21 protein-coding genes are annotated in these 25,316 nt (G+C 68.1%); 9 read left to right on the top strand and 12 right to left on the bottom strand.

Annotated elements, in window-relative coordinates; genetic code table 11:
• Positions 1-98: 98 nt before the first annotated feature.
• The 4 genes from ACM2ZB_RS08275 to ACM2ZB_RS08260 form a co-directional block, all read right to left on the bottom strand.
• Positions 99-614, bottom strand: a complete 516-nt coding sequence (locus ACM2ZB_RS08275; protein WP_313435558.1) for a hypothetical protein — start codon at positions 612-614, stop codon at positions 99-101.
• Between the two features lie 87 nt (positions 615-701).
• Positions 702-4,166, bottom strand: coding sequence for a transcription-repair coupling factor (gene mfd / locus ACM2ZB_RS08270; protein WP_416058115.1), 3,465 nt, complete (start codon positions 4,164-4,166; stop codon positions 702-704).
• Positions 4,167-4,264: 98 nt separating this feature from the next.
• Complete coding sequence (locus tag ACM2ZB_RS08265) at positions 4,265-4,810, bottom strand: GNAT family N-acetyltransferase (RefSeq protein WP_108768252.1); 546 nt, start codon at positions 4,808-4,810, stop codon at positions 4,265-4,267.
• Between the two features lie 128 nt (positions 4,811-4,938).
• The gene (locus tag ACM2ZB_RS08260) at positions 4,939-5,796 is read right to left on the bottom strand and encodes a 23S rRNA (adenine(2030)-N(6))-methyltransferase RlmJ (RefSeq protein WP_416058114.1); all 858 of its coding nucleotides are present in this window, start codon (positions 5,794-5,796) and stop codon (positions 4,939-4,941) included.
• A 35-nt stretch (positions 5,797-5,831) separates the two neighbouring features.
• Between ACM2ZB_RS08260 and creB the strand changes: the two genes are divergently transcribed.
• The 7 genes from creB (at position 5,832) to ACM2ZB_RS08225 (ending at position 13,634) form a co-directional block, all read left to right on the top strand.
• Positions 5,832-6,560 carry a two-component system response regulator CreB gene (creB, locus tag ACM2ZB_RS08255; RefSeq protein ID WP_416058113.1) on the top strand — a complete coding sequence of 243 codons (729 nt, stop codon included), beginning with the start codon at positions 5,832-5,834 and terminating at the stop codon, positions 6,558-6,560.
• Between the two features lie 3 nt (positions 6,561-6,563).
• Positions 6,564-8,024: a two-component system sensor histidine kinase CreC gene (creC, locus tag ACM2ZB_RS08250; protein WP_416058112.1), complete on the top strand. Its 1,461-nt coding sequence runs from the start codon at positions 6,564-6,566 to the stop codon at positions 8,022-8,024.
• An 81-nt stretch (positions 8,025-8,105) separates the two neighbouring features.
• A complete protein-coding gene (creD, locus tag ACM2ZB_RS08245; protein ID WP_416058111.1) occupies positions 8,106-9,425 on the top strand; it encodes a cell envelope integrity protein CreD in 1,320 nt (439 codons plus the stop codon).
• Between the two features lie 10 nt (positions 9,426-9,435).
• Positions 9,436-9,846: a hypothetical protein gene (locus ACM2ZB_RS08240; protein WP_313435571.1), complete on the top strand. Its 411-nt coding sequence runs from the start codon at positions 9,436-9,438 to the stop codon at positions 9,844-9,846.
• 187 nt (positions 9,847-10,033) lie between these two features.
• A complete protein-coding gene (locus tag ACM2ZB_RS08235; protein ID WP_416058110.1) occupies positions 10,034-11,611 on the top strand; it encodes a M20/M25/M40 family metallo-hydrolase in 1,578 nt (525 codons plus the stop codon).
• 93 nt (positions 11,612-11,704) lie between these two features.
• Positions 11,705-13,108: a glutamate--tRNA ligase gene (gene gltX / locus ACM2ZB_RS08230; RefSeq protein ID WP_416058109.1), complete on the top strand. Its 1,404-nt coding sequence runs from the start codon at positions 11,705-11,707 to the stop codon at positions 13,106-13,108.
• Positions 13,109-13,142: 34 nt separating this feature from the next.
• A complete protein-coding gene (locus ACM2ZB_RS08225) occupies positions 13,143-13,634 on the top strand; it encodes a Fur family transcriptional regulator (protein ID WP_079221204.1) in 492 nt (163 codons plus the stop codon).
• Positions 13,635-13,714: 80 nt separating this feature from the next.
• Here ACM2ZB_RS08225 and ACM2ZB_RS08220 read toward each other — a convergent pair whose 3' ends face one another.
• The 5 genes from ACM2ZB_RS08220 to ACM2ZB_RS08200 all read right to left on the bottom strand — a co-directional run bounded on the left by ACM2ZB_RS08220 (position 13,715) and on the right by ACM2ZB_RS08200 (position 20,612).
• Positions 13,715-14,380 (bottom strand): hypothetical protein, encoded by a 666-nt coding sequence (locus ACM2ZB_RS08220; RefSeq protein ID WP_416058108.1) that lies wholly within the window; start codon positions 14,378-14,380, stop codon positions 13,715-13,717.
• Between the two features lie 343 nt (positions 14,381-14,723).
• A complete protein-coding gene (locus tag ACM2ZB_RS08215) occupies positions 14,724-15,902 on the bottom strand; it encodes an HlyD family secretion protein (RefSeq protein WP_416058107.1) in 1,179 nt (392 codons plus the stop codon).
• A gap of 10 nt (positions 15,903-15,912) precedes the next feature.
• Entirely contained in the window at positions 15,913-17,586 is a 1,674-nt protein-coding gene (locus ACM2ZB_RS08210) for an MFS transporter (RefSeq protein WP_313435581.1), read from the bottom strand.
• Complete coding sequence (locus ACM2ZB_RS08205; RefSeq protein ID WP_313435583.1) at positions 17,586-18,152, bottom strand: helix-turn-helix domain-containing protein; 567 nt, start codon at positions 18,150-18,152, stop codon at positions 17,586-17,588. The genes ACM2ZB_RS08210 and ACM2ZB_RS08205 overlap by 1 nt, the downstream gene beginning before the upstream one ends.
• 255 nt (positions 18,153-18,407) lie before the next feature.
• Positions 18,408-20,612, bottom strand: coding sequence for a TonB-dependent receptor (locus tag ACM2ZB_RS08200; RefSeq protein WP_416058106.1), 2,205 nt, complete (start codon positions 20,610-20,612; stop codon positions 18,408-18,410).
• 134 nt (positions 20,613-20,746) lie between these two features.
• On the opposite strand from ACM2ZB_RS08200, the gene ACM2ZB_RS08195 reads away from it, so the two are divergent.
• Both ACM2ZB_RS08195 and ACM2ZB_RS08190 read left to right on the top strand, forming a co-directional pair.
• Positions 20,747-21,160: a MerC domain-containing protein gene (locus ACM2ZB_RS08195; RefSeq protein WP_313435587.1), complete on the top strand. Its 414-nt coding sequence runs from the start codon at positions 20,747-20,749 to the stop codon at positions 21,158-21,160.
• Positions 21,161-21,270: 110 nt separating this feature from the next.
• Complete coding sequence (locus ACM2ZB_RS08190; RefSeq protein ID WP_079221211.1) at positions 21,271-21,450, top strand: 30S ribosomal protein THX; 180 nt, start codon at positions 21,271-21,273, stop codon at positions 21,448-21,450.
• Positions 21,451-21,537: 87 nt separating this feature from the next.
• Here ACM2ZB_RS08190 and ACM2ZB_RS08185 read toward each other — a convergent pair whose 3' ends face one another.
• The 3 genes from ACM2ZB_RS08185 to ACM2ZB_RS08175 form a co-directional block, all read right to left on the bottom strand.
• Complete coding sequence (locus ACM2ZB_RS08185) at positions 21,538-22,782, bottom strand: ectonucleotide pyrophosphatase/phosphodiesterase (RefSeq protein WP_416058105.1); 1,245 nt, start codon at positions 22,780-22,782, stop codon at positions 21,538-21,540.
• A gap of 449 nt (positions 22,783-23,231) precedes the next feature.
• Positions 23,232-23,723, bottom strand: a complete 492-nt coding sequence (locus tag ACM2ZB_RS08180; RefSeq protein ID WP_416058104.1) for a methylated-DNA--[protein]-cysteine S-methyltransferase — start codon at positions 23,721-23,723, stop codon at positions 23,232-23,234.
• A complete protein-coding gene (locus tag ACM2ZB_RS08175; protein ID WP_416058103.1) occupies positions 23,720-25,198 on the bottom strand; it encodes an AlkA N-terminal domain-containing protein in 1,479 nt (492 codons plus the stop codon). Before ACM2ZB_RS08175 ends, ACM2ZB_RS08180 begins: the two co-directional genes overlap by 4 nt.
• Positions 25,199-25,316: the final 118 nt, after the last annotated feature.

The following is a 25,316-nucleotide window of genomic DNA, read 5'->3' as shown; positions in this document are numbered from 1 at the left end:
CGCGCGCACCCACATTGCGTAGCGCGTGTTGAACCACGCGCAGTGCTGCATACGGTGCAGCGTTCAGTCGCACGCAGGCGGTGGCTGCAGCCAATCGATCAACCGCTGACCTGCAGCTGCACGCGGTTGGCCTTGGCGAACGCATCCTGCGCGTCGCTCAGCACCTGCATGTCCTTGTCCATCTTCGTCACGGCCTGGTCAAGCTGTTCCAGCAGCGGTGCAACCTGCGCTTCGCTGTAGCCGTCGGGCAGGGCGGCGATCTGTTCCATCACTGCGAACATGGCGGCGGTGCTCTGCACCGAATCACGCAGGTTCTGGTGCAGCGGCTCAGCATCCTTGCCGTGGGTCAGCAGTTCGATGTGGGTCAGACGGTCGGTGGCTTCCTGGTGCGCATTCTTCAGGCCGAAGCGGTACTGCTCCAGGCTCTTGCCGTCCTGCAGCGCAGCCTGGAAGGCTTCGCCGCGCGGGCCATCGGTCCACAGCTCGACGGTATGCACCATGCTGTTCCAGCTGGCGACATTCTCGTACAGGTAATCGCGATTGCTCATGCCGCTGTTGCAGGCGGCCAGCAGGCCCAGGCTGGTGGCAAGCAGAAGGGGGGCGAATCGATTCATGGCAACACTCCTTGTCGCGGGCGCAGGTACGGGATCGGTGCCTGTCCGCCACCCGCAGCGGACAGGCATTGGTGGTGCGCTGCAGACTCAGCGCACCGCCAGGGTCAGCAACAGGGCACGGGCGGCGTTGAAGCGGTCTTCGGGCAACGGCAGCGGGTGCTTGATGCGCAGCTTGTCCGGCCCTTCCATGGCATACAGGTTGGGCTGCTTCTGGATCAGCTGGATGACCGCCATCGGGTCGATGTTCGGCTTGGATTCGAACACGATGCGGCCGCCGTTCTCGCCCAAGTCCAGCTTGCGGATGCCCAGCGTATTGGCCTGCAGCTTCAGTTCGGCAATGGCGAACAGATGCTTGGCCGCATCCGGCAGCAGGCCGAAGCGGTCGATCATCTCCACCTGCAGCTCGCGCAGCGCATCGCTGTCGCGCGCGCTGGAAATGCGCTTGTACAGGGTCAGGCGGGTGTGCACGTCCGGCAGGTAGTCTTCCGGGATCAGTGCCGGCACATGCAGCTCGACCTCGGCGCCGCGCACTTCCTCGCCGGCATCCAGGTCGGGCAGCTTGCCCTGCTTGATGCTGCGCACCGCGCGCTCCAGCAGCTCGGTGTAGAGGCTGAAGCCCACTTCGGCCATCTGCCCGCTCTGGTCCTCGCCCAGCAGTTCGCCGGCACCGCGGATTTCCAGATCGTGGGTGGCCAGGGTGAAGCCGGCGCCCAGTTCGTCCATCGAGGCGATCGCTTCCAGGCGCTTTTCCGCATCCGGGGTGATCGAGCGGCGGTCCGGCGCCACCAGGTAGGCGTAGGCGCGGTGGTGCGAGCGCCCCACACGGCCGCGCAGCTGGTGCAGCTGGGCCAGGCCGAAGCGGTCGGCGCGGTTGATGATGATGGTGTTGGCGTTGGGGATGTCGATGCCCGATTCGATGATCGTGGTCGACAGCAGCACGTTGAAGCGCTGCTTCTGGAAGTCCAGCATCACCTTTTCCAGCTCGCGCTCGGGCATCTGCCCGTGGGCGATGCCGATGCGCGCCTCCGGCACCAGCTCGGACAGCTCGCGCTGCATGCGGCCGATGCTTTCCACGTCGTTGTGCAGGAAGTACAGCTGGCCACCGCGTGCCAGCTCGCGCTGGAAGGCTTCGCGCAGCAGCGCGTCGTCCCACTGGGTGATGAAGGTCTGCACGGCCAGCCGGTTCGGCGGCGGAGTGGCGATGATCGACAGGTCGCGCAGGCCGGCCATGGCCATGTTCAAGGTGCGCGGAATCGGCGTGGCGGTCAGGGTGAGCAGGTGCACGTTGGCGCGCAGCGCCTTCAGGGCTTCCTTCTGGCGCACGCCGAAACGCTGCTCCTCATCGACGATGACCATGCCCAGGTCCTTGAACTTCACGTCCGGCTGCAGCAGACGATGGGTACCGACGATGACGTCGATGGTGCCGGCGGCGACCTTCTCCAGTTCGGCCTTGATTTCCTTGGTGCTCTTGAAGCGCGACAGCACTTCCACCTTTAGCGGGTAATCGGCGAAGCGGTCGCGGAAGTTGCGGTAATGCTGTTCGGCCAGCAGGGTGGTCGGCACCAGCACCGCCACCTGCTTGCCGGCACTGGCGGCGGCAAACGCCGCGCGCACGGCCACTTCGGTCTTGCCGAAGCCGACGTCGCCGCAGACCACGCGGTCCATCGGCTGGCTGCTGGCCAGGTCGCGCAGGGTCGCATCGATGGCGGCCAGCTGGTCCGGGGTTTCCTCGAACGGGAAGCCGGCCGCGAACGGTTCGTACATCGCGCGGTCCACCTGCAGGGCCAGGCCGGCACGCGCCTGGCGGCGGGCCTGGATTTCCAGCAGTTCGGCGGCGACGTCGCGCACTTTTTCGGCGGCCTTGCGCTTGGCCTTGGTCCATTGCTCGCCACCCAGCGAGTGCAGCGGCGCGGTTTCGGCCGATGCACCGGAATAGCGGCTGATCAGGTGCAGCTGGGCCACCGGCACGTACAGCCGGTCGCCCTTGGCGTATTCGATTTCGAGGAACTCGCCGGGCATGCCGCCCACGTCCATCGCGATCAGGCCGCGGTAGCGGCCCACGCCATGGTCTTCGTGCACGATCGGCGCGCCTTCGGTCAGCTCGCCGAGGTCGCGGATGATCGCTTCCGGCTCGCGGCCGGCACGACGCGTGCGGCGGGTGCTGCCGGCGCGCTCGGGGAACAGTTGGCGCTCGGTCAGCACCGCGATGCGCGGCTCGTCCAGGGCGAAGCCATCTTCCAGCGGCGCCACCGTGATGGCAAAGCGCGCATCGCCGGCGAGGAAGCTGGGCAGATCGACCGCCACCGGCGGCTTCAGCTCGGCGGCCTGCAGCACTTCCAGCAGGGCTTCGCGGCGGCCCGGCGAATCGGCGGCGATCAGCACCCTGCCCGGGTAATGGCCGAGGAAGGATTTCAGTGCATCGCCGGCCGGTGCTTCGCGTGCGGCCACCGGCAGCGGCGGCAGCGGCTGGTCGCCCAGCGCATGCGCATCGGCGATACGTGCGTGGTCGGGCGACCAGACTTCGATGCGCGGCGCATCATTCAGGCGCTCGCGCAGCAGGTCAGGCGACAGGTACAGCGACGACGGCGGCAGCAGCGGCCGTTCCACGTCGTGGCGGCGCTGCTCGTAGCGGTCGCCGGTCTGCGCCCAGAACGCGACCGCCGCTTCGTCCGCGCCGGTGCACACCACCGGCAGGCTGCCGGCGGGCAGGTAGTCGAACAGGGTGGCGGTACGGTCGAAGAACAACGGCAGGTAATACTCGATGCCGGCCGGTGCCAGGCCGGACTTCAGATCCTGGTACAGCGAGCTGCGGCGGGTATCGACATCGAAGCGCTCGCGCAGGGTGCCCAGCACGCGCGCGATGCTGGCATCGTCCATCGGCACTTCGCGGCCGGGCAGCATGTGCACGGCGTCGACCTTGTCCAGCGAGCGCTGGCTTTCCGGGTCGAACGCACGGATCGAATCGATGTCCTCATCCAGCAGTTCCACCCGCAGCGGCTCGTCGGCGCCCATCGGGAACACGTCCAGCAGGCCACCGCGCACGGCGAAGTCGCCCGGGTCCATCACCTGCGGCACGTTGCGGTAGCCGGCGCTTTCCAGGCGGCGCTTCTCGGCTTCCAGGTCCAGGCGCTGGCCGACCTTCAGGTCGAAGCTGCCACCGATCACATAGCTGCGTGGGGCCAGCTGCTGCAGCACCGTCTGCACCGGCACCACCACCAGGCCACGCTTCAGCGAGGGCAGCCGGTGCAGGGCGGCCAGGCGCTGGGAGATGATGTCCGGGTGCGGGCTGAAGCGGTCGTAGGGCAGGGTTTCCCAGTCCGGGAAGGCGACCACCGGCAGGTCCGGGTCACCCCCGATCAGGGTATGCAGGTCGGCTTCGAGCTGGTTGGCGCCGTGGTTGTCACGGGCGATCACCAGCAGCGGCGCATCGTGCGCGCGCGCGGCCTGGGCCAGGTACCAGGCCAGGGCGGTCGGTGAGGCAGGGGCGCGCCACCAGGCGCGGAGCTGGCCGGCGCGCGGCAGCGGCGGGGCGGGATATGAGGTACGCGACATTGACCGCCGATCTTAACAGAAGGGGGTGTCGCTACCGTGTGCGCATCCTGCGGCCGCCACGTCTGCGAGGGGAATGCCGGCCAGCGGCCGGCACTACCTTAATTGTCCAGCTCCAGCACCATCCGCACCAGGCCGTCGGCGCCGTTGGGGTGGGGGACCGGCTTGAAGCCCAGCGAGGCGGCCAGCTGCTTCATCGGCTCGTTCTCGGCAGCCACGTCGCCATACAGGCGGTCCAGGTACTTGCCGCGGCCCCACTTCACCAGCTTGCGCATCAGCTGCCGGCCCAGGCCCTGGCCGATCAGGAAGCGGCTGATCAGGATCGCGTACTCGGCTTCGCGGGTACCGGGGATGATCGAGGCGCGGGCCACCGCCCCCACCACGGCCTCACCGGCGGGCAGCGATTCGGCGGCCACCAGGGTGATTTCGGTCTTGGGGTTGGGGTGGGTCAGGCGCTGGGTGGTGTCCGCGGACAGCTCGGTCACCGACTGCAGGAAACGGTCACGGATTTCTTCCGGCCCGAACAGGCTGAAGGCGGCCTGCAGGGGCGCGCCATCTTCCGGGCGGATGGGGCGGATCAGCAGCTCGTGGCCGCTGGGAGCCTTGAAGATCTCATGCCAGGGCGGCATGCGGTTGCGAGTGGCCATACCGGGTGATTCCTTGGTGGTCCATCGATTGTGGCATCACCGGGGCTGCATTCCGTGAACGAAAGGCTCACGTGGGTACAGCCTCGTGAAGGCGGCTGATCGTGGCTTGGGCGTGCCTTGCGCGTGGTCTATTCGGGCGCCTTGAGCCAGTCCAGGCGGGTGGTGGCACCCGGTTCGCCCAAGTGCTGGCGCAGCGCGGGCAGGGCCGGGCCGACCACCCGGTCGAACTGCCAGGGGGCGTTGAGCAGCAGCATGCCACTGCCGTTGAGGCGCAGGGGCGAGTCGTCCGGGCGCACCAGGAATTCGATGGTCATCGCCGATTTCACCGGCAGGGCGGTGGCCTTGCGCAGGAAATGCAGGATGGTGCGGCGCTGCTTGATCGGGAACCAGACTGCGCAGGTGGCCTGCGGCCAGCGTGCCAGGGTTTCGGCCAGGGCGGCCAGCACCGCCTGGTATTCGGCGTCCTGGGCTTCGTAGGGCGGGTCGATCAGGACCAGGCCGCGGCCGATCTTGGTGCCGTTGACCTTGGGCGGCAGCAGGGCACGCAGCTGGCTGTAGCCATCGCCGGGGTGCACGCCCACGCGGCTGTCATGGGCGAACAGGGCCTTCAGCGAATTGGCTTCGTCTTCCTGCAGTTCGCACACCGCCATACGGTCCTGCGCGCGCATGGCCTGGGCACTGAGCAGCGGCGAGCCGGGGTAGGTGATCATCGCGCCCACCGGGTTGTCGGCCTGCACCGCCTTCAGGTAGCGCTCGACCACCTCCGGCAGCTTGGGCTGGGCCATCAGCCGCATGATCCCGGCTTCGGCCTCCAGCGTCTTGCGGCTTTCTTCGCTGGCCAGCAGGTAACGGCCGGCACCGCCGTGGGTGTCGAGCACGAAGAACGGGCTGTCCTTGCGCTTGAAGCTGTCGATGAGGGCCAGCTGCACGATGTGCTTGAGGACATCGGCATGGTTGCCGGCATGGAAGGCGTGGCGATAGTTCATGGCCGGCAGTGTACGGGGCGGCGGCCGCAGCGGCTATGCTGCGCGCCATGACAAGCCCTGTTGCCCATGTGCTGGTGGTCGAAGACGAAGCCGCCATTGCCGATACCGTGTTGTATGCCCTGCGCAGCGAGGGCTATGCGGCCAGCCACTGCCTGCTGGGCGGGCAGGCCCTGCAGCGGCTGCAGGACGGCGACGTGGACCTGGTGGTGCTGGATGTGGGCCTGCCGGACCTCAATGGGTTCGAGGTCTGCCGCCGCCTGCGCGCCTTGCCGGGGCCGCAGGCACAGCTGCCGGTGATCTTCCTGACCGCCCGCAACGATGAGCTGGACCGGGTGCTGGGCCTGGAACTGGGCGCGGACGACTACATGGCCAAGCCCTTTTCACCGCGTGAACTGGTGGCGCGGGTGCGTGCCCGCCTGCGCCGCGCGTTGCCGGCCACGCCGGTGGCGGCAGCGGCCGAGCCGGGCTGGCGCGAGCACGGCGCCTTCGCCATCGACCGCGAGGGCCGGCGCATCCGCTACCACGGCCAGGCGCTGGACCTGACCCGCTACGAATACGCGCTGCTGGAGGCCCTGCTGCAGCGGCCCGGGGCGATCCTCAGCCGCGCCCAGTTGATGGACCGCGGCTGGGACAGCAGCGCCGACAGCGCCGACCGTACCGTCGACACCCACGTCAAGACGCTGCGCGCGAAGCTGCGCGCGGCCGGTGCCAGCGACGACCCGATCCGCACCCATCGTGGCCTGGGCTACGCGCTGGAGGCCTGAGCCATGCGCCTGGTACTGAAGCTGTTCCTGGGCTTCTTCCTGATCACCGGCATCGCCGCGTTCTTCGTGATGCGGGTGTTCGTGAACGAGGTGAAGCCGGGCGTTCGCCAGGCAATGGAATCGACCCTGGTCGATGCGGCCAACGTGCTGGCCGAGATGGCGGCGGCCGACGTCAAGGCCGGCACCCTGCAGGGCGGCCAGTTCACCCGCAATCTGGCCCATGCACGCCAGCGCGATCTGAAGGCGATGGTCTGGCGCTTCCCGAAACGTTCGCTGGATTACCGGGTGACGATCACGGATGCGAAGGGCATCGTCATCTACGATTCGCTGGGCCGCGATGTGGGGCGCGACAATTCGCGCTGGAACGATGTCTACCGCACCCTGCGCGGGGAGTACGGTGCGCGCTCCAGCCCGGAAGTCGCCGGCGAGGAAGGCGATACGGTGATGCACGTGGCCGCGCCGGTGTACGACCCGGCCGACGGGCGCACCCTGATCGGCGTGCTGAGCCTGGCCCAGCCCAACCGCAGCATCGACCCGTTCATTGCGGCCAGCCAGCGCGCCATCATCGAACGTGGTGCCTGGCTGATCGGCCTGTCGGCGCTGGTGGGCGTGCTGGTGACGATGTGGCTGACCACCGGTCTGGGCCAGTTGAGCCGTTACGCGCGCGCAGTGACCGCCGGCGAGCCGGTGCCGCCGCCGCGGCGCCGCCGCGACGAGATCGGCGACCTGGGCCAGGCCCTTGAAACCATGCGCCGCAAGCTGGAGGGCAAGGCCTACGTGGAGCAGTACGTGCAGTCGCTCACCCACGAGATGAAGAGCCCGTTGGCCGCCATCCGTGGTGCCGCCGAACTGCTGCAGGAACCGATGCCCGATGCCGACCGCGCGCACTTCGCACGCAGCATCGTCGACCAACAGGAACGGTTGACCGAAACCATCGACAAGCTGCTGGCGCTGGCCGAAGTGGAGCAGCATGGCTGGCTGCAGACCCGCGACCCGATCGCGCTGGTCGCGCTGCTGGATGATGCCGCCGCTGCCGCACAGGTGCGTGCACAGGCGGCCGGCGTGCAGGTGCGCATCGGCGCCGCGCCGGACCTGCGCGTGCAGGGCGATGCCTATCTGCTGCGGCAGGCGCTGCACAACCTGATCGACAACGCCATCGCGTTCTCCTCGCCCGGTGCCGAGGTGGAACTGGAGGCGCATGCCGAAGGGCGGGGCGTGCGCCTGCAGGTGGCCGACCGTGGCACCGGCGTGCCCGACTACGCACGTGAGCGCGTGTTCGAGCGTTTCTATTCCCTGGCCCGCCCCGGCAACGGCCGCCGCAGTTCCGGCCTGGGCCTGCCGTTCGTGCAGGAAGTCGCACGCCTGCACGATGGCCGCGCCAGCCTGGACCCACGCCCCGGTGGAGGCAGCGTGGCCAGCCTGTGGCTGCCGCTGGGCAGCCCGGCCCCGCGCACGCGCCGCTGACTTCACATTCGCTTCAAATTCGCCACAAACCCCGCTCACCGCCGCCGTCCATCCTGCAGCCCTCTCCAACGAGGATGGACGATGAAATCCCTGAAGATGCTGTTGCGGTTCGCCATCGTCGGCGGACTGATCCTGCTGCTGCTGATCCCGCTGATGATGATCCGCGGTGTGATCAGCGAACGCAGCGCCTACCGTGACGAGGCGTATTCGCGCGTGGCCGAGAGCCGTGCCGGTACCCAGCGCCTGGTTGGCCCGGTGCGGGTGGTGCCTTGGGTGGAACGCCAGCAGGTGGAGGTGGTCGACGCGCAGGGCAACAAGAAGACCGAGGTGCAGACCACCGAAGGCCATTGGCTGCAGGTGCCGACCAGCCTGGACGTGAACGGTGAACTGGTACCCAGCCAGCGTTCGGTCGGCCTGTTCAAGGTGCCGGTCTACAGCTGGAACGGCACGCTGAAGGCCAGCTTCGCCGCCGACGACTACCCGGTGAAGGCCGGCCGCAGCTATGGCCAGCCGTACGTGGCGCTGGGCGTGTCCGATGCGCGTGGCCTGGTCGGTACGCCCGATCTGCAGGTGGACGGCAAGCAGCTGAAGCTGCAGCCGGGCGTAGGCACTGCATCGGTGCTGGGCCGTGGCCTGCATGCGCCGCTGGCCAGCTTCGCCGATGCCAGCGGCGGCACGCTGGCAGCCAGCAGCGTGGCGCTGGACATCCGCCTGGATGGCAGCCGCGCGCTGTCGGTGGTGCCGGTGGGTGATGACAACCACATCGCGCTGCGCTCGACCTGGCCGCACCCTTCGTTCTCCGGGGCGTTCCTGCCCAACGAACGCCGCGTGGATGGCAAGGGCTTCGACGCACGCTGGGCGGTGTCCTCGCTGGCCTCGGACGCACAGCGCCAGCTGCGCAGCGAAGGCGACCTGGACGCGCAGGCCGTGGAAGTCTCGCTGGTGGACCCGATCGACGCCTACACCCAGGCCGACCGCGCGTCCAAGTACGGAATCCTGTTCGTGGTGCTGACCTTCGTCGGCTTCATCCTGTTCGAACTGATCAAGTCGCTGCGCATCCACCCGCTGCAGTACCTGATGGTAGGCCTGGCGCTGGCGATCTTCTTCCTGCTGCTGATCAGCCTGTCCGAGCACATCACCTTCTGGAAGGCGTACCTGGTTTCGGCCGTGGCCTGCATCGGCCTGCAGGCGGTGTACCTGGCCCATGTGCTGGGGCACTGGAAGCGCGGGCTCGGCTTTGCCGCGATGCTGACCCTGCTGTATGGCGCCCTGTATGGCCTGCTGGTTTCGGAAAACAACGCGCTGCTGATGGGTTCGCTGCTGCTGTTCGTGATCCTGGCGCTGGCCATGTGGGTGACCCGCCGGGTCGACTGGTACGCGCTGGGCGCGGAACTGAAGTAAGGAGCACGCCATGAGCTGGCGCCAGGGATTGCGGCAACGGGCACGGCAGGGCGTTCCGGCCCTGCTGGAAGTGGATGCACTGCTGCAGGCACATGGTGTGCTGGCGGCCCTGCCGGGGGCACGGATCGCCCCCGGCCTGGTCCGCTTCCAGCTGGCCGCGGCGACCTGCGAGGGACTGCAGGCGCAGGGTCTGGCGTGGCTGGCAGGCGCGCGGCAGGGACGCGGCGCGCTGGCCGGGCGCGTGCCGCGATACCGGCCATGGAAGGCCGGCGCGGCGGCGCTGTCGGAGATCGGCATCGATGGCCTGCCCGGCGATTGGCCCATGCACGCAGCGGTGTACGGCTGCAGCAGCGTGGACCTGCAGCACTGGTTGCTGCTGCTGCCCGAGCGCGCGCAGCTGTGGCTGGGCTGGCGCGGGTGATCGCGCACAGAGCATCCACGCATGGCGTGGATCTACGGGAGCCATTGCCCATGACCGACACGCATGACGTGGGTGATCGCGGTGCGGTCCATGACCGATGGGACGGGGGCCGCGCGCCCCTGCTGGCTAGACTCGATGGGTTGATGATCGAGCCGAAGGGCAGGGGTGCGATGTGTTGAAGTGGGGCATGCTGGCCGCAGCGCTGGCGATGGGTGGCAATGCAGGGGCGCAGCAGCGCGAGCCGGTGGACCTGGACATGGTCAGCCGGATCCGCCAGGAAGCGTTCCACCGCTCGCAGGTGATGGACACCTTCAGCTATCTCACCGAACGGATCGGCCCGCGCCTGACCAACTCGCCGGCGATGGGCCGTGCCAACGCCTGGACCCGCGGCAAGTTCAACGAATGGAAGCTGGACAACGTCCACGACGAAGCCTTCGATGATTTCGGCCGTGGCTGGGAGTTCACCTCGGCCAGCGTTGAAATGCTGGGCGACCGCGTGCAGCCGCTGCATGCCCTGCCCAAGGCCTGGACGCCGGGCACCCGTGGCCCGGTCGAGGGCGAGCTGGTGCAGGTGGACATCAAGAAGCCGGAAGACATCGAAAAGTACCGTGGCAAGCTGCGCGGCAAGATCCTGCTGCTGGGTGAAGCGCGCGAGTACAAGCGCGGTACCGAGGCCGATTCGCACCGCCACGATGCCACCTCGCTGGAAGGCCTGCAGGAGTTCACCCTGCCCAAGGATGCCGCCGCCGAGCGGGCAAAGCGGGTGAAGGAATACAAGGAACGCCAGGAGCTGGCGGCCAAGGTCAACGCCTTCTTCGTGGAAGAGGGCGCGCTGGCCTCGATCAGCATCAGCAGCTGGGACAACGGCATCATCCGTGTTGCCGGCGGCGGTTCGCGCAAGGCCGGCGAATCGGTGGGCATCCCGGAGCTGGCGATGATCGCCGAACACTTCAACCCGCTGGTGCGCGCGCTGGGCGCCAAGCAGACCGTGCGCCTGCGCGTGGACGTGGCCGCCCGCTTCACCGACGAGGCCGACCAGCCGGGCTACAACACGCTGGCCGAGATCCGCGGCAGCAGCAAGCCCGATGAAGTGGTGATGATCGGCGCCCACCTGGATTCCTGGCACAGCGGCACCGGGGCGGCCGACAACGCCGCCGGCGTGGCGGTGATGATGGAGGCCATGCGCATCCTCAAGGCCACCGGTGCCAAGCCGAAGCGGACCATCCGCGTGGCGTTGTGGAGCGGCGAGGAGCAGGGCCTGATCGGCTCGCAGGCCTATGTGGCCAAGCACTTCGGTCGTTTCCCGGAACCCAACGACCCGGCGCAGAAGGCGCTGCCGGCCTCGCTGCGCGACCCGACCGGTGCCCTGCAGAAGACCCGCGATTACGGCAAGTTCCAGGTCTACTTCAACATGGACAACGGCTCCGGCCGCTTCCGGGGCATCTACGCCCAGGAAAACCTGGCGGCCATGCCGATCTTCGAAGCCTGGCTGGCCCCGTTCCATGACGTGGGCGCCACCACCGTGGCCACCCGCAATACCGGCAGCACCGACCACATCAGCTTCGACCGGATCGGCCTGCCGGGCTTCCAGTTCATCCAGGACCGGCTGGACTACTTCACCAACGTCCACCACAGCCACCTCGATACCTGGGACCACGCCGAGCCGGACGACCTGAAGCAGGCCGCCGCCATCGTCGCCTCCTTCGCCTACAACGCGGCGATGCGCGAGCCGTCTTTCCCGCGCAAGGCTGAACCGCAGCCGTAAAAGGCAGGCGGGGAGGGGCCGGACGCGTCCGCCCCTCCTTGCCCTTACGGGGCTGGTGGTAAAATCGGCGGATTCCCGTTCCCCGAGCCGTCCATGACCTGCCGCACCCGCTTCGCCCCCAGCCCCACCGGTTACCTGCACATCGGCGGTGCCCGCACCGCGCTGTACTGCTGGCTGGAGGCCCGCCACCGCGGCGGCGAATTCGTGCTGCGCATCGAGGACACCGACCGTGAACGCAGCACCCAGGGCGCGATCGACGCGATCCTGGAGGCGATGGACTGGCTGGGCCTGGACTACGACATGGGCCCGATCTACCAGACCGACCGCGTGGCCCGCTACCTGGAAGTGGCCGAGCAGCTGGTGGCCGACGGCAAGGCGTACTACGCCTACGAAACCCGCGAAGAGCTGGACGCCATGCGCGAGGCCGCCATGGCCAAGCAGGAAAAGCCGCGCTACAACGGCGCCGCGCGCGAGCTGGGCCTGCCGCGCAAGGACGACCCGAACCGCGTCATCCGCTTCAAGAACCCGCTGGACGGCACCGTGGTGTTCGACGACCTGATCAAGGGCCGCATCGAGATCGCCAACAGCGAGCTGGATGACATGGTCATCTTCCGCCCGGACGGCTACCCCACCTACAACTTCGCGGTGGTGGTGGACGACTGGGACATGGGCATCACCGAGGTCATCCGCGGCGACGACCACATCAACAACACCCCGCGCCAGATCAACCTGTACGAAGGCATCGGCGCGCCGGTGCCGAAGTTCGGCCACATGCCGATGATCCTGGACGAACAGGGTGCCAAGCTGTCCAAGCGCACCGGCGCGGCCGACGTGATGCAGTACAAGGACGCCGGTTACCTGCCCGACGCGCTGCTGAGCTACCTGGCCCGCCTGGGCTGGTCGCATGGTGACCAGGAGCTGTTCAGCCGCCAGGAACTGATCGAGCTGTTCGACGTGACCAACTGCAATTCCAAGGCCTCGCGCCTGGACATGGCCAAGCTGGGCTGGGTCAACCAGCACTTCCTGAAGACCGAGGAACCGGCCAGCATCGTGCCGCACCTGGTCTACCAGCTGGAAAAGCTGGGCCTGGACGTGGCCGCAGGCCCGGCCCCGGTGGATGTGGTGATCGCCCTGCGCGAGCGCGTGCAGACCCTGAAGGAAATGGCCGAGAAGGCCGTGGTCTGGTACCAGCCGCTGACCGAGTACGACGAGGCCGCCGTGGCCAAGCACTTCAAGGCCGGCGCCGAGCTGCCGCTGGGCAAGGCCCGCGAGCTGCTGGCGGCCCTGCCGGAATGGACCGCCGAAGCCGTGGGCGTGGCCCTGCACGATGCCGCTGCCGCCCTGGAAATGGGCATGGGCAAGGTGGCCCAGCCGCTGCGCGTGGCCATCACCGGCACCCAGGTCAGTCCTGACATTTCCCATACCGTGTACCTGGCCGGCCGCGAGCAGGCCTTGAAACGCATCGATGTGGCCATCACCAAGGTAGCAACGGCCTGAGCCCTGCCGCCCAGACCTGAACCGGAGAACGCGCATGCCCGCCAAACCAGCTTCTGCCTGTACCGCCCCGCACCACCACGTCCACGACGCATCGGATTTCGTGGCGGTGGTCGAGCGCGTCTCGCGCGAGCGCGGGCTGCGCCTGACCCCCATCCGCGCCAACGTGCTCAAGCTGATCGCCGAGGCCGGCAAGCCGGTCAAGGCCTACGAGCTGCTGGAGTGGGTACGCAACGGCAAGGGCGTGGGTGCCGACGCCCCGCCCACCGTGTACCGCGCCCTCGATTTCCTGATGGCCAATGGCTTCGTGCACAAGCTGGAATCGGTGAACGCCTTCGTGGCCTGCCACCACCCCAGCAGCGCGGCACACTCGGTGCCGTTCCTGATCTGCAACAGCTGCCACAGCGCGGTGGAGCTGGAAGACCGCGAAATCGTCACCCAGCTGGAAAAGCGCGCCAAGGAGCTGGGCTTCCAGCCGCAGGCGCAGACCCTGGAAGTGCACGGCCTCTGCGCGCGCTGCGCCGGCTGACAGATCGGTGGTGCCGGCCGCTGGCCGGCATGGAATCGGGGTCGGATCCCTTTGCCAAGGGCAAAGGGCTCTGACCCCACTTAAAGACGCTGCCGCAGCCGCTTCAACGCCACCTTGCGTGCAGCAACCATCTCTTCCTCTTCCAGCGCCAGCGACTGCAGCCACGCCATCGCTTCCGCCACCGACGCACCGCGCGCGGCATACAGCGCCAGGCTCCGGCCCTGCGCGGTCGACGCCTGCGGCCACGCGCGCTGAACCACCTGCAGCAACGCCTGCTGCGTGGCCACTGGCACCACAACGCCCTTGTCGAATGACAGCAGCGAATTCAGCGCAGCCAGCGCCCGCAACGGCGCCGACATCGGATCGCCCTGGCTGAAATCCGCCTGTTCGCAGAATCCCAGCAGCGCGTTCACCGACGCCTCGCTGCGCACGTCCTCCAGCACACCGATCGCATAGGTCGCCCGGCGCGGATCATCCAGCAGCGGCTGCAGCCCCGCCACGCCACCGTAACCGAATGCCGCACATGCCCGCGCCCACGGCGCCATCGGCGCGAAGTGCGTGCCATCGGCGTTGTACTGGAATTCCTCGCGCCAGCCGTACAGCGCACACAGACGCTCGATCTCGGCGGCGCCTTCTGCACCGTGTTCCAGCACGAAGCGGATCAGATCCTCCACTTCCACGTTGCCGCCATGTTCCAGCGGCGCAGGGCCCTTGGCCGCTTTTTGGGCCAGTGCGTTGAATTTCATGTCTTCTGCATGTTCCTGGCATAGAGCAGTCGAGCATGGCTCGACTCTACAAATAAAGCGGAGCCGCAGCCCCCGCTTTTGATTTTATCCCTTTGATACACGTGGCTGACGCGCACGGAAAATGTCCGTGGCCGGGTGGGTGGGGCAGGCGGGACCGCAGGCGCCATGGATGGCGCCTACGAGCCCCCATGGACGGGTTTACGGCGTGTCCCGCCTGCCCCACCCACCTGGCCCATCCAGCAATCCAACCGCAACGATCAGCCACGAGGGGCTCCGCCGTTCGCAGCCCTCGGCGAAGCCGCACGGTTCGGCGGGCAGCAGAGCAGTGGACCAGCAGTCGACTCTACCGCGCAGGCGCAGGCGCAGGCTCCGGCTCCGCCGCCGTATCCACCCGCGCGATCACCGACATGCCCGGCCGCAGCCGCGCCGCCAGCGGCTGCTCCGGGTCGATGCGGATGCGCACCGGCAGCCGCTGCACCACCTTGGTGAAGTTGCCACTGGCATTGTCCGGCCGCAGCACACTGAATTCCGAGCCGGTGGCCGGCGCGATCTCCTCCACATGGCCGCGCAGCACCTGGCCCTGGAACGCATCCACCGAGAACGAGGCTGGCTGGCCAATGGCCATCTGCCAGGTCTGGCCTTCCTTGTAATTGGCCACCACCCACAACGCATCCGGCACCAGGAACAGCAGCTGCGAACCGGCGGCCACGTACTGGCCCACGCGCACGCTGGCCTCGCTGATCTGCCCATCGCGCGGCGCGTGGATGACCGTGTTGGCCAGATCGATGCGGGCCAGTTCCAGCTGCGCCTGCGCACTTTCCACCTGCGCCTCCAGGCTCTTGCGCGCCACCTGGGTCGATACCAGGGTCTCTTCGGCAATGCGGATCTGCGCCTGCGACTGCTGCACGCTGGCCTGTGCCGAGGCCTGGCTGGTGCGGAACTTGTCGCGGTCGTTGATCGACACCAGCTGCTGCGCTGCCAGTTCCTCGTAGCGCTTGGCCTCGTTGCGTGAGCGCTGCAGCTCGGCCTGGCCGGCCGACAGCGTGGCGTGGGCCGAGGCGATCTGCGCGCGGTTCTGCGCCTGCGACTGGTCCGAATTGGCCAGCGCCGCGCGCGCACTGTCCAGCGTCGCCTCGGCCTGCGCCACCTTCTGCGCGTAGATGCGGTTGTCGATGCGCAGCAGCGGCTCGCCCTGCTTCACGTGCTGGAAGTCCTTCACCAGCACCTCGGTGACATAGCCGGCCACCTGCGGTGCCATCACCGTGATCTGCCCGCGCACATAGGCGTTGTCGGTCACCATCACGCTGCTGGCGAAGGGCCACAGGTGCCAGGCCCGCAGGATCAGCGCGATGCCCAGCAGCGCCACCACCACCATCACCACCACGCTGCGCGCGCTGGGCTTGAGGTACTTCGGTGCCGCTGCCGGTGCCGCCGGCGTGGCGGCCGGCGCCGCATCGGTGGGCGGCGGTGGGCTGACGTTGTCGGTGGCGTCGCTGTCGGAGCGGGGCGGAAGCGGAGACATGGCGGCGGGCTCAGTGGGGCAGGGCGGCGTTGGCCGCAGGGGACGGTGAGGGATGGCGCTTGCGCCATTGCTTGAGCACGGCGGTACGCAGTGACAGCAGCAGCAACCAGCACAGGAAGCCGATGGCCAGCCAGCCGCTCAGGGTGAACACATCATTGAAGCCGCGCACATTGGCTTCGCGGCGCGCGGTCTGCGCCAGCTGCGCGGTGCCCTGCGCGCTGCGCAGCACCGGGTCGGTGATCTGCGCGGCGTAGATCTGCTGCTGGATGCGCAGGCGCTGCGCCACCACCGGGTCGGCCGGGTCCAGCTGGCTGGTGATCGCACTGGAATACAGCTGTTCGCGGTGCAGCTGGAAGGTGCCCAGCACCGCCGAACCGGCCAGGCCGCCGAGGGTCTGGGTGATCGACAGTGTGACCAGGAAGGTGATCATGTGGTCCACGCCCTGTTTCAGCGCGGCGGAAATACCCAGCATGATCAGCGGGCCCATGAACATGCCGGCACCGACCGACGCCAGGAACTGGCTGATGTAGAAATCGTGCGGGCGGTCCAGGCTGGTGCGGTGCTGGTCGAAGAACGCCGCCGCGCCCAGCAGCAGGATGGCCATCAGCAGCTGGGCGATCAACCGCTTCGGGCCGAAGGTGAGCGAGGCACCGGCGATGCCGGCGATCACCCCGGCCAGGATGACCACGAACAGCGGGCGCATCTGGTCCGGGCCCATGCCCAACGTGCGCATCAGGTTGACCACGCCGTAGGACTGTTCGGTGGTGAGGAAGCGCAGCAGGAACGCGCCGACGATGAAGTGCAGCACCGGCAACGTCGACAGCCAGCGGATCTGCAGCAGCGGGTTGCGCCGGTAGTGCTCGATGACCAGCGCGGTGGTGGTCAGTGCGATGGAGGCCACCAGCGCCCAGCCCAGCCACGGCGTGTTCAACCACCAGCGCGTGTAGCCCTGTGCCAGCACCACCACCAGCAGCGCGACGGCCGGCGCCAGCAGGGCGAAGGTGAGGAAGTCCAACGGTTCGAAGGCCTTGATCTGCACGCCCGGCGGCAGCTTCAGCACCACCACCGCCGCGAACGCGCACAGGGCCAGGCCGGCTTCGAACGAATACAGCTGGTGCCACTGGCCGGTATCGACCAGTGCCGGCGAGACGATCCAGGCAATCGGCACCGCCAGCTGCGACAGGCCCACGCCGACCACCAGCAGGTTGCCGGTGAAGCGCCGCGGCAGGGCCTGCAGCATGTACAGGGTACCCAGCGTTGAACACGCCGCGCCGGCAAAGCCGCTGGCGGCGCGAGTCAGCAGGGTGGTTTCGAAACTGCCGACGAACAGGTGCAGGACCGCCAGCGCCGCGTACAGGCCCAGGCCGATTTCGGCGAACAGGCGGATGCCGTACTGCTGGCGGAACTTGAAGGCCAGCAGGTTGGCGGTGACGTTCACCATGGCGTAGGCCGCCACCAGCCAGCTGCCCTGGGTGGGCGTCAACGCCAGCTGGCCCTGCAGGAAGGGCAGGTTGGCGGTGACCAGCGCATTGCCCAGGCCACCGGTGATGGCCACCAGCAGCGAGACCAGCGCGTAGGCCGCGCGCCGGTACGGCGGGTGCCAGGGCATCGAGGCCGAACCGGGCATGGTCGGCTTCTCGTGTTCCTCCCAGTCCGGTACCGGCTTGAGGTACGGCTGCACCATCAGCGCGCCTCGTTGGCAGCTCCCTGGAGGCCCCCGCGCAGCAGCTGCAGGGCGCGCCCGGCCAGCTGGGCACGCTCTTCACGCGTCTTGCCGCGAAGGGCTGCGCCCAGCATGCCCGAGATCAGTGAAATATCCGTCTTCTCCAGGTCCGGCCGGCACAGGCCGGCGGCCTTGGCGCGGGCGATGGGGGCTTCCAGCAGGTCCCGCACGGTTTCGCGCGCGGTGCGCATGGCGGGCACGTCCGAATCCACCGCACGCCAGTAGTCGGCCAGCGCGGGCGAATCGATGATGCGCTGGGCCATGCCCTCGAACACCTCGAACAGGGCGTCGTCGCGGTTGCCCAGTTGTTCGACCTGGCGGCGGATGCGATCGACCGTGCGTTGCAGCAGCGCCTGGATCAGCGCAGTACGGTCGGGGAAGTTGCGGTACAGGGTGGCGCGGCCCACCTGGGCGCGTTCGACCACCAGGTCCAGCGGCGCAGTGACGCCATGTTGGCCGAACACATGGTCGGCGGCATCGAGGATGAGGGCACGTCGGGCAGCAGCATCAGCACGTTGGGTGGTCATGGCTTCATTTTCGGACACTAGTGTCCGGTTGGCGAGACGTTTGGCGACGGGATTGTCCGCTTGTTGTCGTACGCACATCTTTGTGATGACTGCGTGATGAAATCGTTGCGCAAAAAAACGGGGGCCAGAAGGCCCCCGGGAGAGAACGACATGGAACGTCGCCAGGAAATGAGCGCCCGGTGGCAGAGCCCTTTCCTGCGGAAAGGGATCCGACCTCCAGGCATCAGTAGATCCACGCCGTGCGTGGATGACGGATCAGAAGTACGCGCGGATGCCGAATGCGACACCACGGCCCGGCAGCGGCGAGTAATCACGCAGCAGCGAGGTGTGCGGACGCACTTCCCGGTTGGTCAGGTTGCTGCCATCCAGGAACACTTCGTAGCTGTTGCTGTCGCTGCGGTCCCAGCGGTAGGCGAAGTGCGCATCGACCAGGGTGTAGCCGTTGCTCGGCGCTTCGTTCTGGGCCACGTCCTTCTGGCGGCTGTAACGCACCGCGCCCACCGAGGCACGCCAGCCGTCCTTGGCCCAGCGCAGGTCGGCGCCGACGCGGGCCGGGGCGATGCGCGGCAGGTAACCGGTATTGGCCAGTTCAACGCTGTAGTTGTGGTTGTGGTCGCCATGCGGCACGGCGATGTCCAGGTTGCGGCTGCCGTTGCCATCCAGCTTGGCCTGCACGTAGTCACCGAATACGCGCAGGTCCCAGTCACCGGCGCTGCCTTCGAACAGGTGCACCAGCGCCTCGGCTTCGGCACCCTTGAACACCGCATCCTGCTGGGTCCAGGTGCGCACCGGCAGGCCTTCGGTGATGCCGGTGTCGGCCAGGTAGATGAAGTCCTTGAATTTGGTCTGGTAGATCGCGGCGGAGAAGTCCAGGCGGTCGCTGTGGGTGTGGATGCCCAGTTCGACGCGCTGGCCGCGCTCGGTCTTCAGGTTGGCATCGCCGATTTCCAGCGAGCGGGTGGCGATGTGCGCGCCGGCGGCGTACAGCTCTTCGTTGGTGGGCGCACGCTCGGAGCTGTCCACGCCAATGCGCAGGTCGACGGCATCATTGAGCTTCCAGATGCCGGCGGCGGACAGGTTGGTGGCGTCGAACTTGCGGCGGCGGTAGTCACCGGTCGGGTCCAGCTTGACCTGGTCGTGGCGGCCGCCCAGTTCCAGCTTGAACGGGCCGAACTGCTTTTCCTGCAGCACGAACAGGCCGACGTTCTTCGTGTTGGTGTCCGGCACGAAGGCTTCTTCACCCTTGGCGCCGAAATCGCTGTTGCCGAACTGCAGGCCGAAGGCGCCATCCCAGCCGCCGATCTGCTGCTGCACGGCTTCCAGGCGGGTTTCGATGCCGCGGTTGGTGAAGCGGGTGGACGGCGTGCCGGCTTCCAGCTCCACGTGCTCGTAATCGGTGTAGGCCACGCGCGCGTTGACGTTCTTCAGGAACGACACCGGGTTGTAGATGCCGGCCTTGGTCTCGAAGCGGTTCTGCACCATGTCGATGCGAACGTCGTGCTCGTCACCTTCTTCCTCGTCACCATGGTCGTGGTCGTGATCATGGCCGTGGTCATCGCCGTCGGCATGCACGTGGGCGCCGTTGGGGATGCCGTAGTTGGTGCGGTAGGTGCTGGCCGACACGCCGAAGTAACCGCCTTCGCCCAGCCAGGTGGCGCCGACGCCACCGGCGCGGGTACGGATGGAGCTGTTGTCCAGGCGGCCGCGGCGCGGCTCTTCGCCTTCTTCGCCCGCGTGGTCATGGTCGTGGTCGTCGTGGTGCTCTTCCAGGCTGTCGATCACTGCGTAGCCCGGAATGCGGTAGTCGTCGCCATTGCGCACCAGGCCATCGACGTGCAGCACGACATTGCCGCTGACGCCGTCGAGCCGGAACATGCCGCTGCGCTCGTCGTTCACCGAATTGCCACGCAGCTCGGCGCGGCCGCTGAGCGGACGGTCCGGCAGTTCGCGGGCAATGCGGCCGTCGACCACGTTCACCGCGCCGCCGATGGCGCCGCTGCCGAACAGCAGGGTGGCCGGGCCCTTCAGCACTTCGATCTGGTCGGCCAGGAACGGCTCGATGCTGGTGGCGTGGTCGGCGCTGACGGTGGAGGCATCCATGTTGCTCATACCGTTGGACAGCACGGCCACGCGCGGGCCTTCCTGGCCGCGGATGATCGGACGGCCGACGCCGGGACCGAAGAAGGTGCTCTGCACGCCCGGCAGCTTGGCCACGGTGTCACCCAGGGTGCCGGCCTTCTGCTCGTCCAGGCGTTCACCGGCCAGCACCTCCACCGGGCGGGCCAGCGACTCGGCATCGCCCTGCAGCGGCGAGGCGGTGACCTGCACCGACGACAGCTCGGTCAGGTGGCGGTCACGATGGCCTTGGTCATCGGCGGCGGCAAATGCGGCCGACGGCAGCAGGGCGGCAAGGGCCAGGGCCAGGGAATGCGGCTTGAAACGTGGGTGGTGGGCAGGCATGGGTGGTTCCTTTGTTACATTGTATCAATCGGGTGGCGCACGTATCCCGTCGTGGGACAGGGGGAGGGAAACCGTGCGGGTCGGGGACGGATGTTATATTATTCCATAACGATTCGCCGACCCTGCTGGAAGTCATGTCCCTGTCCTCCTCCTTCCGCCGCCTGCTTGACCGCTTTGGTGCCACCGGCTCGATGCTGTGCGCGGTGCACTGCGCGGTGATCCCGGTGTTGCTGGCGATCGCCCCTTCGCTGGGCCTCTCGTTCTGGCTGAGCGACGGGGTGGAGATGACGCTGGTGGTGTTCGTGACCCTGCTTGGGTTGTTCAGCCTGGTCATGGGTTACCGCCGCCACCGTGCCCTGCGCGCGCTGGGCTTCCTGCTGCCGGGCCTGGTGGCCCTGTGGGCGGGCGTGCTGGTGGACGCGCTGCACCACAACGCGGTGCCGCATGCCGTGGTGATGACCCTGGGTGGCCTGCTGGTGGGCGTGGCCCACCTGGTGAATCTGCGCCTGAACCACATCCACGTGCATGACGCCAGCTGCGCGCACTAGGCGCGCCGTGTTAGGCTTTCCGATCGTGCGCGGGGGCGCCCAGCAAGGCGGCCCCGCCGAACCCGTGTCAGCACGGGGTAACCAGATTTCATACTTTAGGAGTTGATGACATGGGTAAGGGTGACCGCAAGACCGCCAAGGGCAAGCGCTACAACGCCAGCTACGGCAATGCCCGTTCGCACACCGCGAGCAAGGTCGCTGTAGGCGCCGGTGCCCCGGTTGCCAAGAAGACCGTGGCCAAGGCTCCGGCCAAGAAGGCCGTGGCGAAGAAGGCTGCTGCCAAGGCCTGATCCGGCCGGGCAGGTGGTCCAAGAAAAACGCGGCGCCTGGCGCCGCGTTTTTTTGTGCCTTACTTTCGTGCCGCTGCGCTCGCCGGGTCAGCGCAGGGTCTTCTGCAGCGTTTCGGCGTTGCCGTCATTCGGCGCCGCGGGCACCTGCAGCAGGTGCGCCAGCAGCGGATAGACATCGACATTGTCGAAGCCATCGATCACCAGGCCCTGGTGGAACGACGGGCCGCGTGCCACGAACACCGCACGCATCGACGGCAGGGCATTGTCATAGCCATGCGAGCCGCGTTCCTGGCGGTCGCGCTTGGCGATCCGTTCGGCGTGCAGCGCATCCCAGCCTTCATCCATCTGGCAGACGATGGGCGGCACGCGTGGATGCGTGCCGTAGTGCCAGCGCGCCGGCAGCGATTCCTTCTTCCAGCATTCGTAGTGGGCATGGCGCCCCAGCAGCGCACGCTCGGCCTGCGCCTCGCGGCCGGCCACCGGCGCGAAGCCGACCGACTGGCCCTGGCTGACGTTGCGCGCGATGGACGGATCGGCCATCGATTCGGTGGACACTACATGGCCCTCGGCCACGCTGGCCATGCCGTGGTCGGACACCACGATGACGTTGGTGGTGGCGGCGAGCCCGGCAGCGTCCAGGCCGTCCAGCACCTGGCCGACGATCTGGTCGGCCTGCACGATGGCATCGCGGTACTGGGTCGAATCGGGGCCGTAGGTGTGGCCGGCCTTGTCCACGTTTTCCATGTACAGCGTGGTCAACCGCGGTGCATCGGCATCGGTCTGCGCCAACCATTCCAGCACGGTGCGCGCGCGCTGCTGCAGCGGCTCCTTGCCGTCGTACACCTGCCACTGGCTGGGGCGGGTGCCATCGATCTCGGCCTCGCTGCCCGGCCACGACGTGGTGGCGGTGCGCACGCCGACCTTTTCGGCCCCCACCCAGATCGGCTCACCACCCCACCAGCCACTGTTGGTCACCGCATCGCGATCGCTCAGCGCGAAGCGGCCCAGCTGCGCATCGTCCATGCTGTTGTTGACGATGCCGTGGTGGTCCGGGCGCAGGCCGGTAACGATGGTGTAGTGGTTGGGGAAGGTCAGCGACGGATAGGACGGCGTCATCCAACGGGCGCGCACGCCCCCGTCGATGATGCGCTGCAGGTTCGGCGTCATCCCACGATCCAGCGCGTCGGCGCGCAGGCCATCGATGGAAATCAGCAACAGCTTCGGCGGCGGCGCGTCGGCGCGCGCAACCGGCGCGGACGAAGAAGGCGTGGTCGTGCAGGCCGCCAGGGGCAGCAGCAACGCCAGCGAGCAGGTCAAGCGTACGGAAGTCATCCGGCAATCATAAGCCGCAGCAATGACGTACCCAAGACACGGCGCGGGAGAGCGCGCCGTGTCCCCGCATTTTTCCTTATCCCCGCGCCGTCGGCGCGCCCCCTTGAACAACAAGGGGGCTTCTCACCAGACACACCCGTCGATTTCATTTCACGTCTGGTGGGGCCACAGCGTGTCGACCAAGGTCGACACCTACCAACGGCCGCGACAGATTTGCGGACCAACGGTCGGCACCCACCAACAGCCGCCGGCCAACTGTCGAAGGCGGGGCACTGTGGGTTTGCGGGGTGTGAGCCGCATGGATGCGGCGACCAAGCCCCCATGGATGGGTTTACGGCGTCCCCGCAAACCCACAGTGCCCCGCCATCCCGCGGAATGCCGCTCTGGCTTTTGACGTTGACGTTGCATTGAGCGGGTGCAGGGCGCAGCCCTGCCGGAACACCCACCCCTCACGCAAACAACGGTGCCTGCCGCTCCTCCAGCCGCAGCAATGCCGCCTTGGTCTCCAGGCCGCCCCCAAACCCGGTCAACGCCCCGTTGCTGCCGATCACACGGTGGCACGGCAGGATGATCGGCAATGGATTGCGCCCATTGGCCGCACCCACCGCACGCGTCGCCGTTGGCTGCCCCAGATGCTGGGCCAGCTGCAGGTAGCTCCAGGTCTGCCCGAAGGGAATCAGCGCCAGCGCCTGCCATACCCGCAGCTGGAACGGCGTGCCGCGCGGCGCCAGCACCAGGTCGAACGTGCTCCGCTCACCGTGCAGGTACTGCAGCAGCTGCTCGCGCGCCGCCGGCAACGCATCCGGCGCGTACTGCCAGTCGCCGCGCCCACGCGCCGGGTGGCGGTTCTCGGGAAACAGCACATGGGCCAGCCCGTGTTCGTCACCGGCGATGGTCAGCTCGCCGATCGGGCTGTCGAAATGGTCGAACAACAGGGTCATGTCGGTTCTCCAACGAAAGTGCCTGACAGATGCCACAGGTGCAGCACCGCATAGGAACGCCACGGTCGCCACGGCTGCGAGCGCGCTTCGGTGGCGCGTTCGCTCAGGCGCTGCCCCTGCGCATGGCCCAGCACCTGCTGCAGCACCAGATCGCCGGCGGGGAAGGCATCGGGCTGGCCCAGGCCACGCAGGGCGATGTACTGCGCGGTCCACGGGCCGATGCCGGGCAGCGCCACGCAGCGTGTCACGAACTCTTCCAGCGCCTGCCCAGGGCCGAAGTCCAGTTCGCCGCTGGCGCAGGCCGCGGCCAGCGCACGCACGGTGGCCGCACGCGTGCGTGGCAGACCGATGGATTCCAGCGGCGCCTCGGCCAGCACCTCCGGTGCCGGGAACTGGCGGTCGAACGCGGCGGGCATGCCGGGCAGATGGGCGCCCCACGCATCCACCAGCCGCCGCGCGAAGGTGGTAGCGGCCGCCACGCTCACCTGCTGGCCCAGCACGGCGCGGACGCCCACTTCGAAGCCGTCCCAGCCACCGGGCACGCGCAGGCCGGGGCGTTCGGCGATACCGCGCGCCAGCAGCGGTTCTTCACCCAGCGCGGCATGCACCTGCTGCAGATCGGCATCCAGGTCGAAGACCCGGCGCACGCGGCGCACGATGTCCGGGATCAGGCGTGGATCGACCGCGCCCAGCTGCAGGCGCAGTTCCGGTCGCTTGGGATCGGCGGTGACGCGCAGCAGGGTGGGGCGCTCGGCGGTGCCGAGCACGCGCTGGTAGCTGTCTTCGCCGATCAGTTCGATGCCCGGCAGGCTGCGCTTGCGCAGGAAGGCCAGCATGCGGGGGAAATCCAGCGGCGGCCGGTAGGCCAGGCGCAGGACCAGGCAGTCGTCATCGGCGGCCAACGGCGTGTGCTGGCGGCGCAGCGCGGTCGGCGCCATGCCGCAGCCCTGCAGGAAGGCGGTGTTGAAACGGCGCAGGCTGTTGTAGCCGGCGGCCAGGGCGACATCGGTCACCGGCAGGGTGGTTTCGGTCAGCAGCTGCTTGGCCAGCAGCAGGCGATGGGTGGCGTGGAGCTGTCCGGGCGTGGCGCCCAGGTGTTCGACGAACAGGCGCTGCAGCTGGCGTGCGCTCAGGCCCAGTCGGGCTGCCAGATCGGCTACCGGCTGGTCCTGCAGGAAGCTGGCCTGGATCAGGGCGAGGGCGCGCTGCACGGTCTGCCCGGCCAAGGCCTGCTGGGCCTGCGGGGCCAGTTCGGGGCGGCAGCGCAGGCAGGGCCGGTAGCCCGCCGCGGCGGCCGCGGCCGCGGTGGGGTAGTAGGTGATGTTGCGCGGCTTGGGCGGTGGCGCGGGGCATACCGGGCGGCAATAGATGCCGGTGCTGCGTACGGCGGTCAAGAACACGCCGTCGAAGCGTGCGTCGCGGGCCAGGCGGGCGCGGTCGCAGGCGGCGGTGTCGAGGGCGAGGGCGGTGTCCATGGCGCCAGTCTAGGGCGGGGCGGGGGGAGATACTCGCCGGATTCGGACATGAATGTTGGAGGGAGGCCGGCAGGGCTTGCAGCCCTGCACCCGCCGAATCAACCTCAACGGCAACTTC

The sequence above is a fragment of the Stenotrophomonas maltophilia genome, assembly GCF_047782825.1.
Taxonomy (GTDB): domain Bacteria; phylum Pseudomonadota; class Gammaproteobacteria; order Xanthomonadales; family Xanthomonadaceae; genus Stenotrophomonas.
Note: the sequence above shows the minus strand (reverse complement) of the source record. Positions and strands in the feature narration are given on the sequence as shown.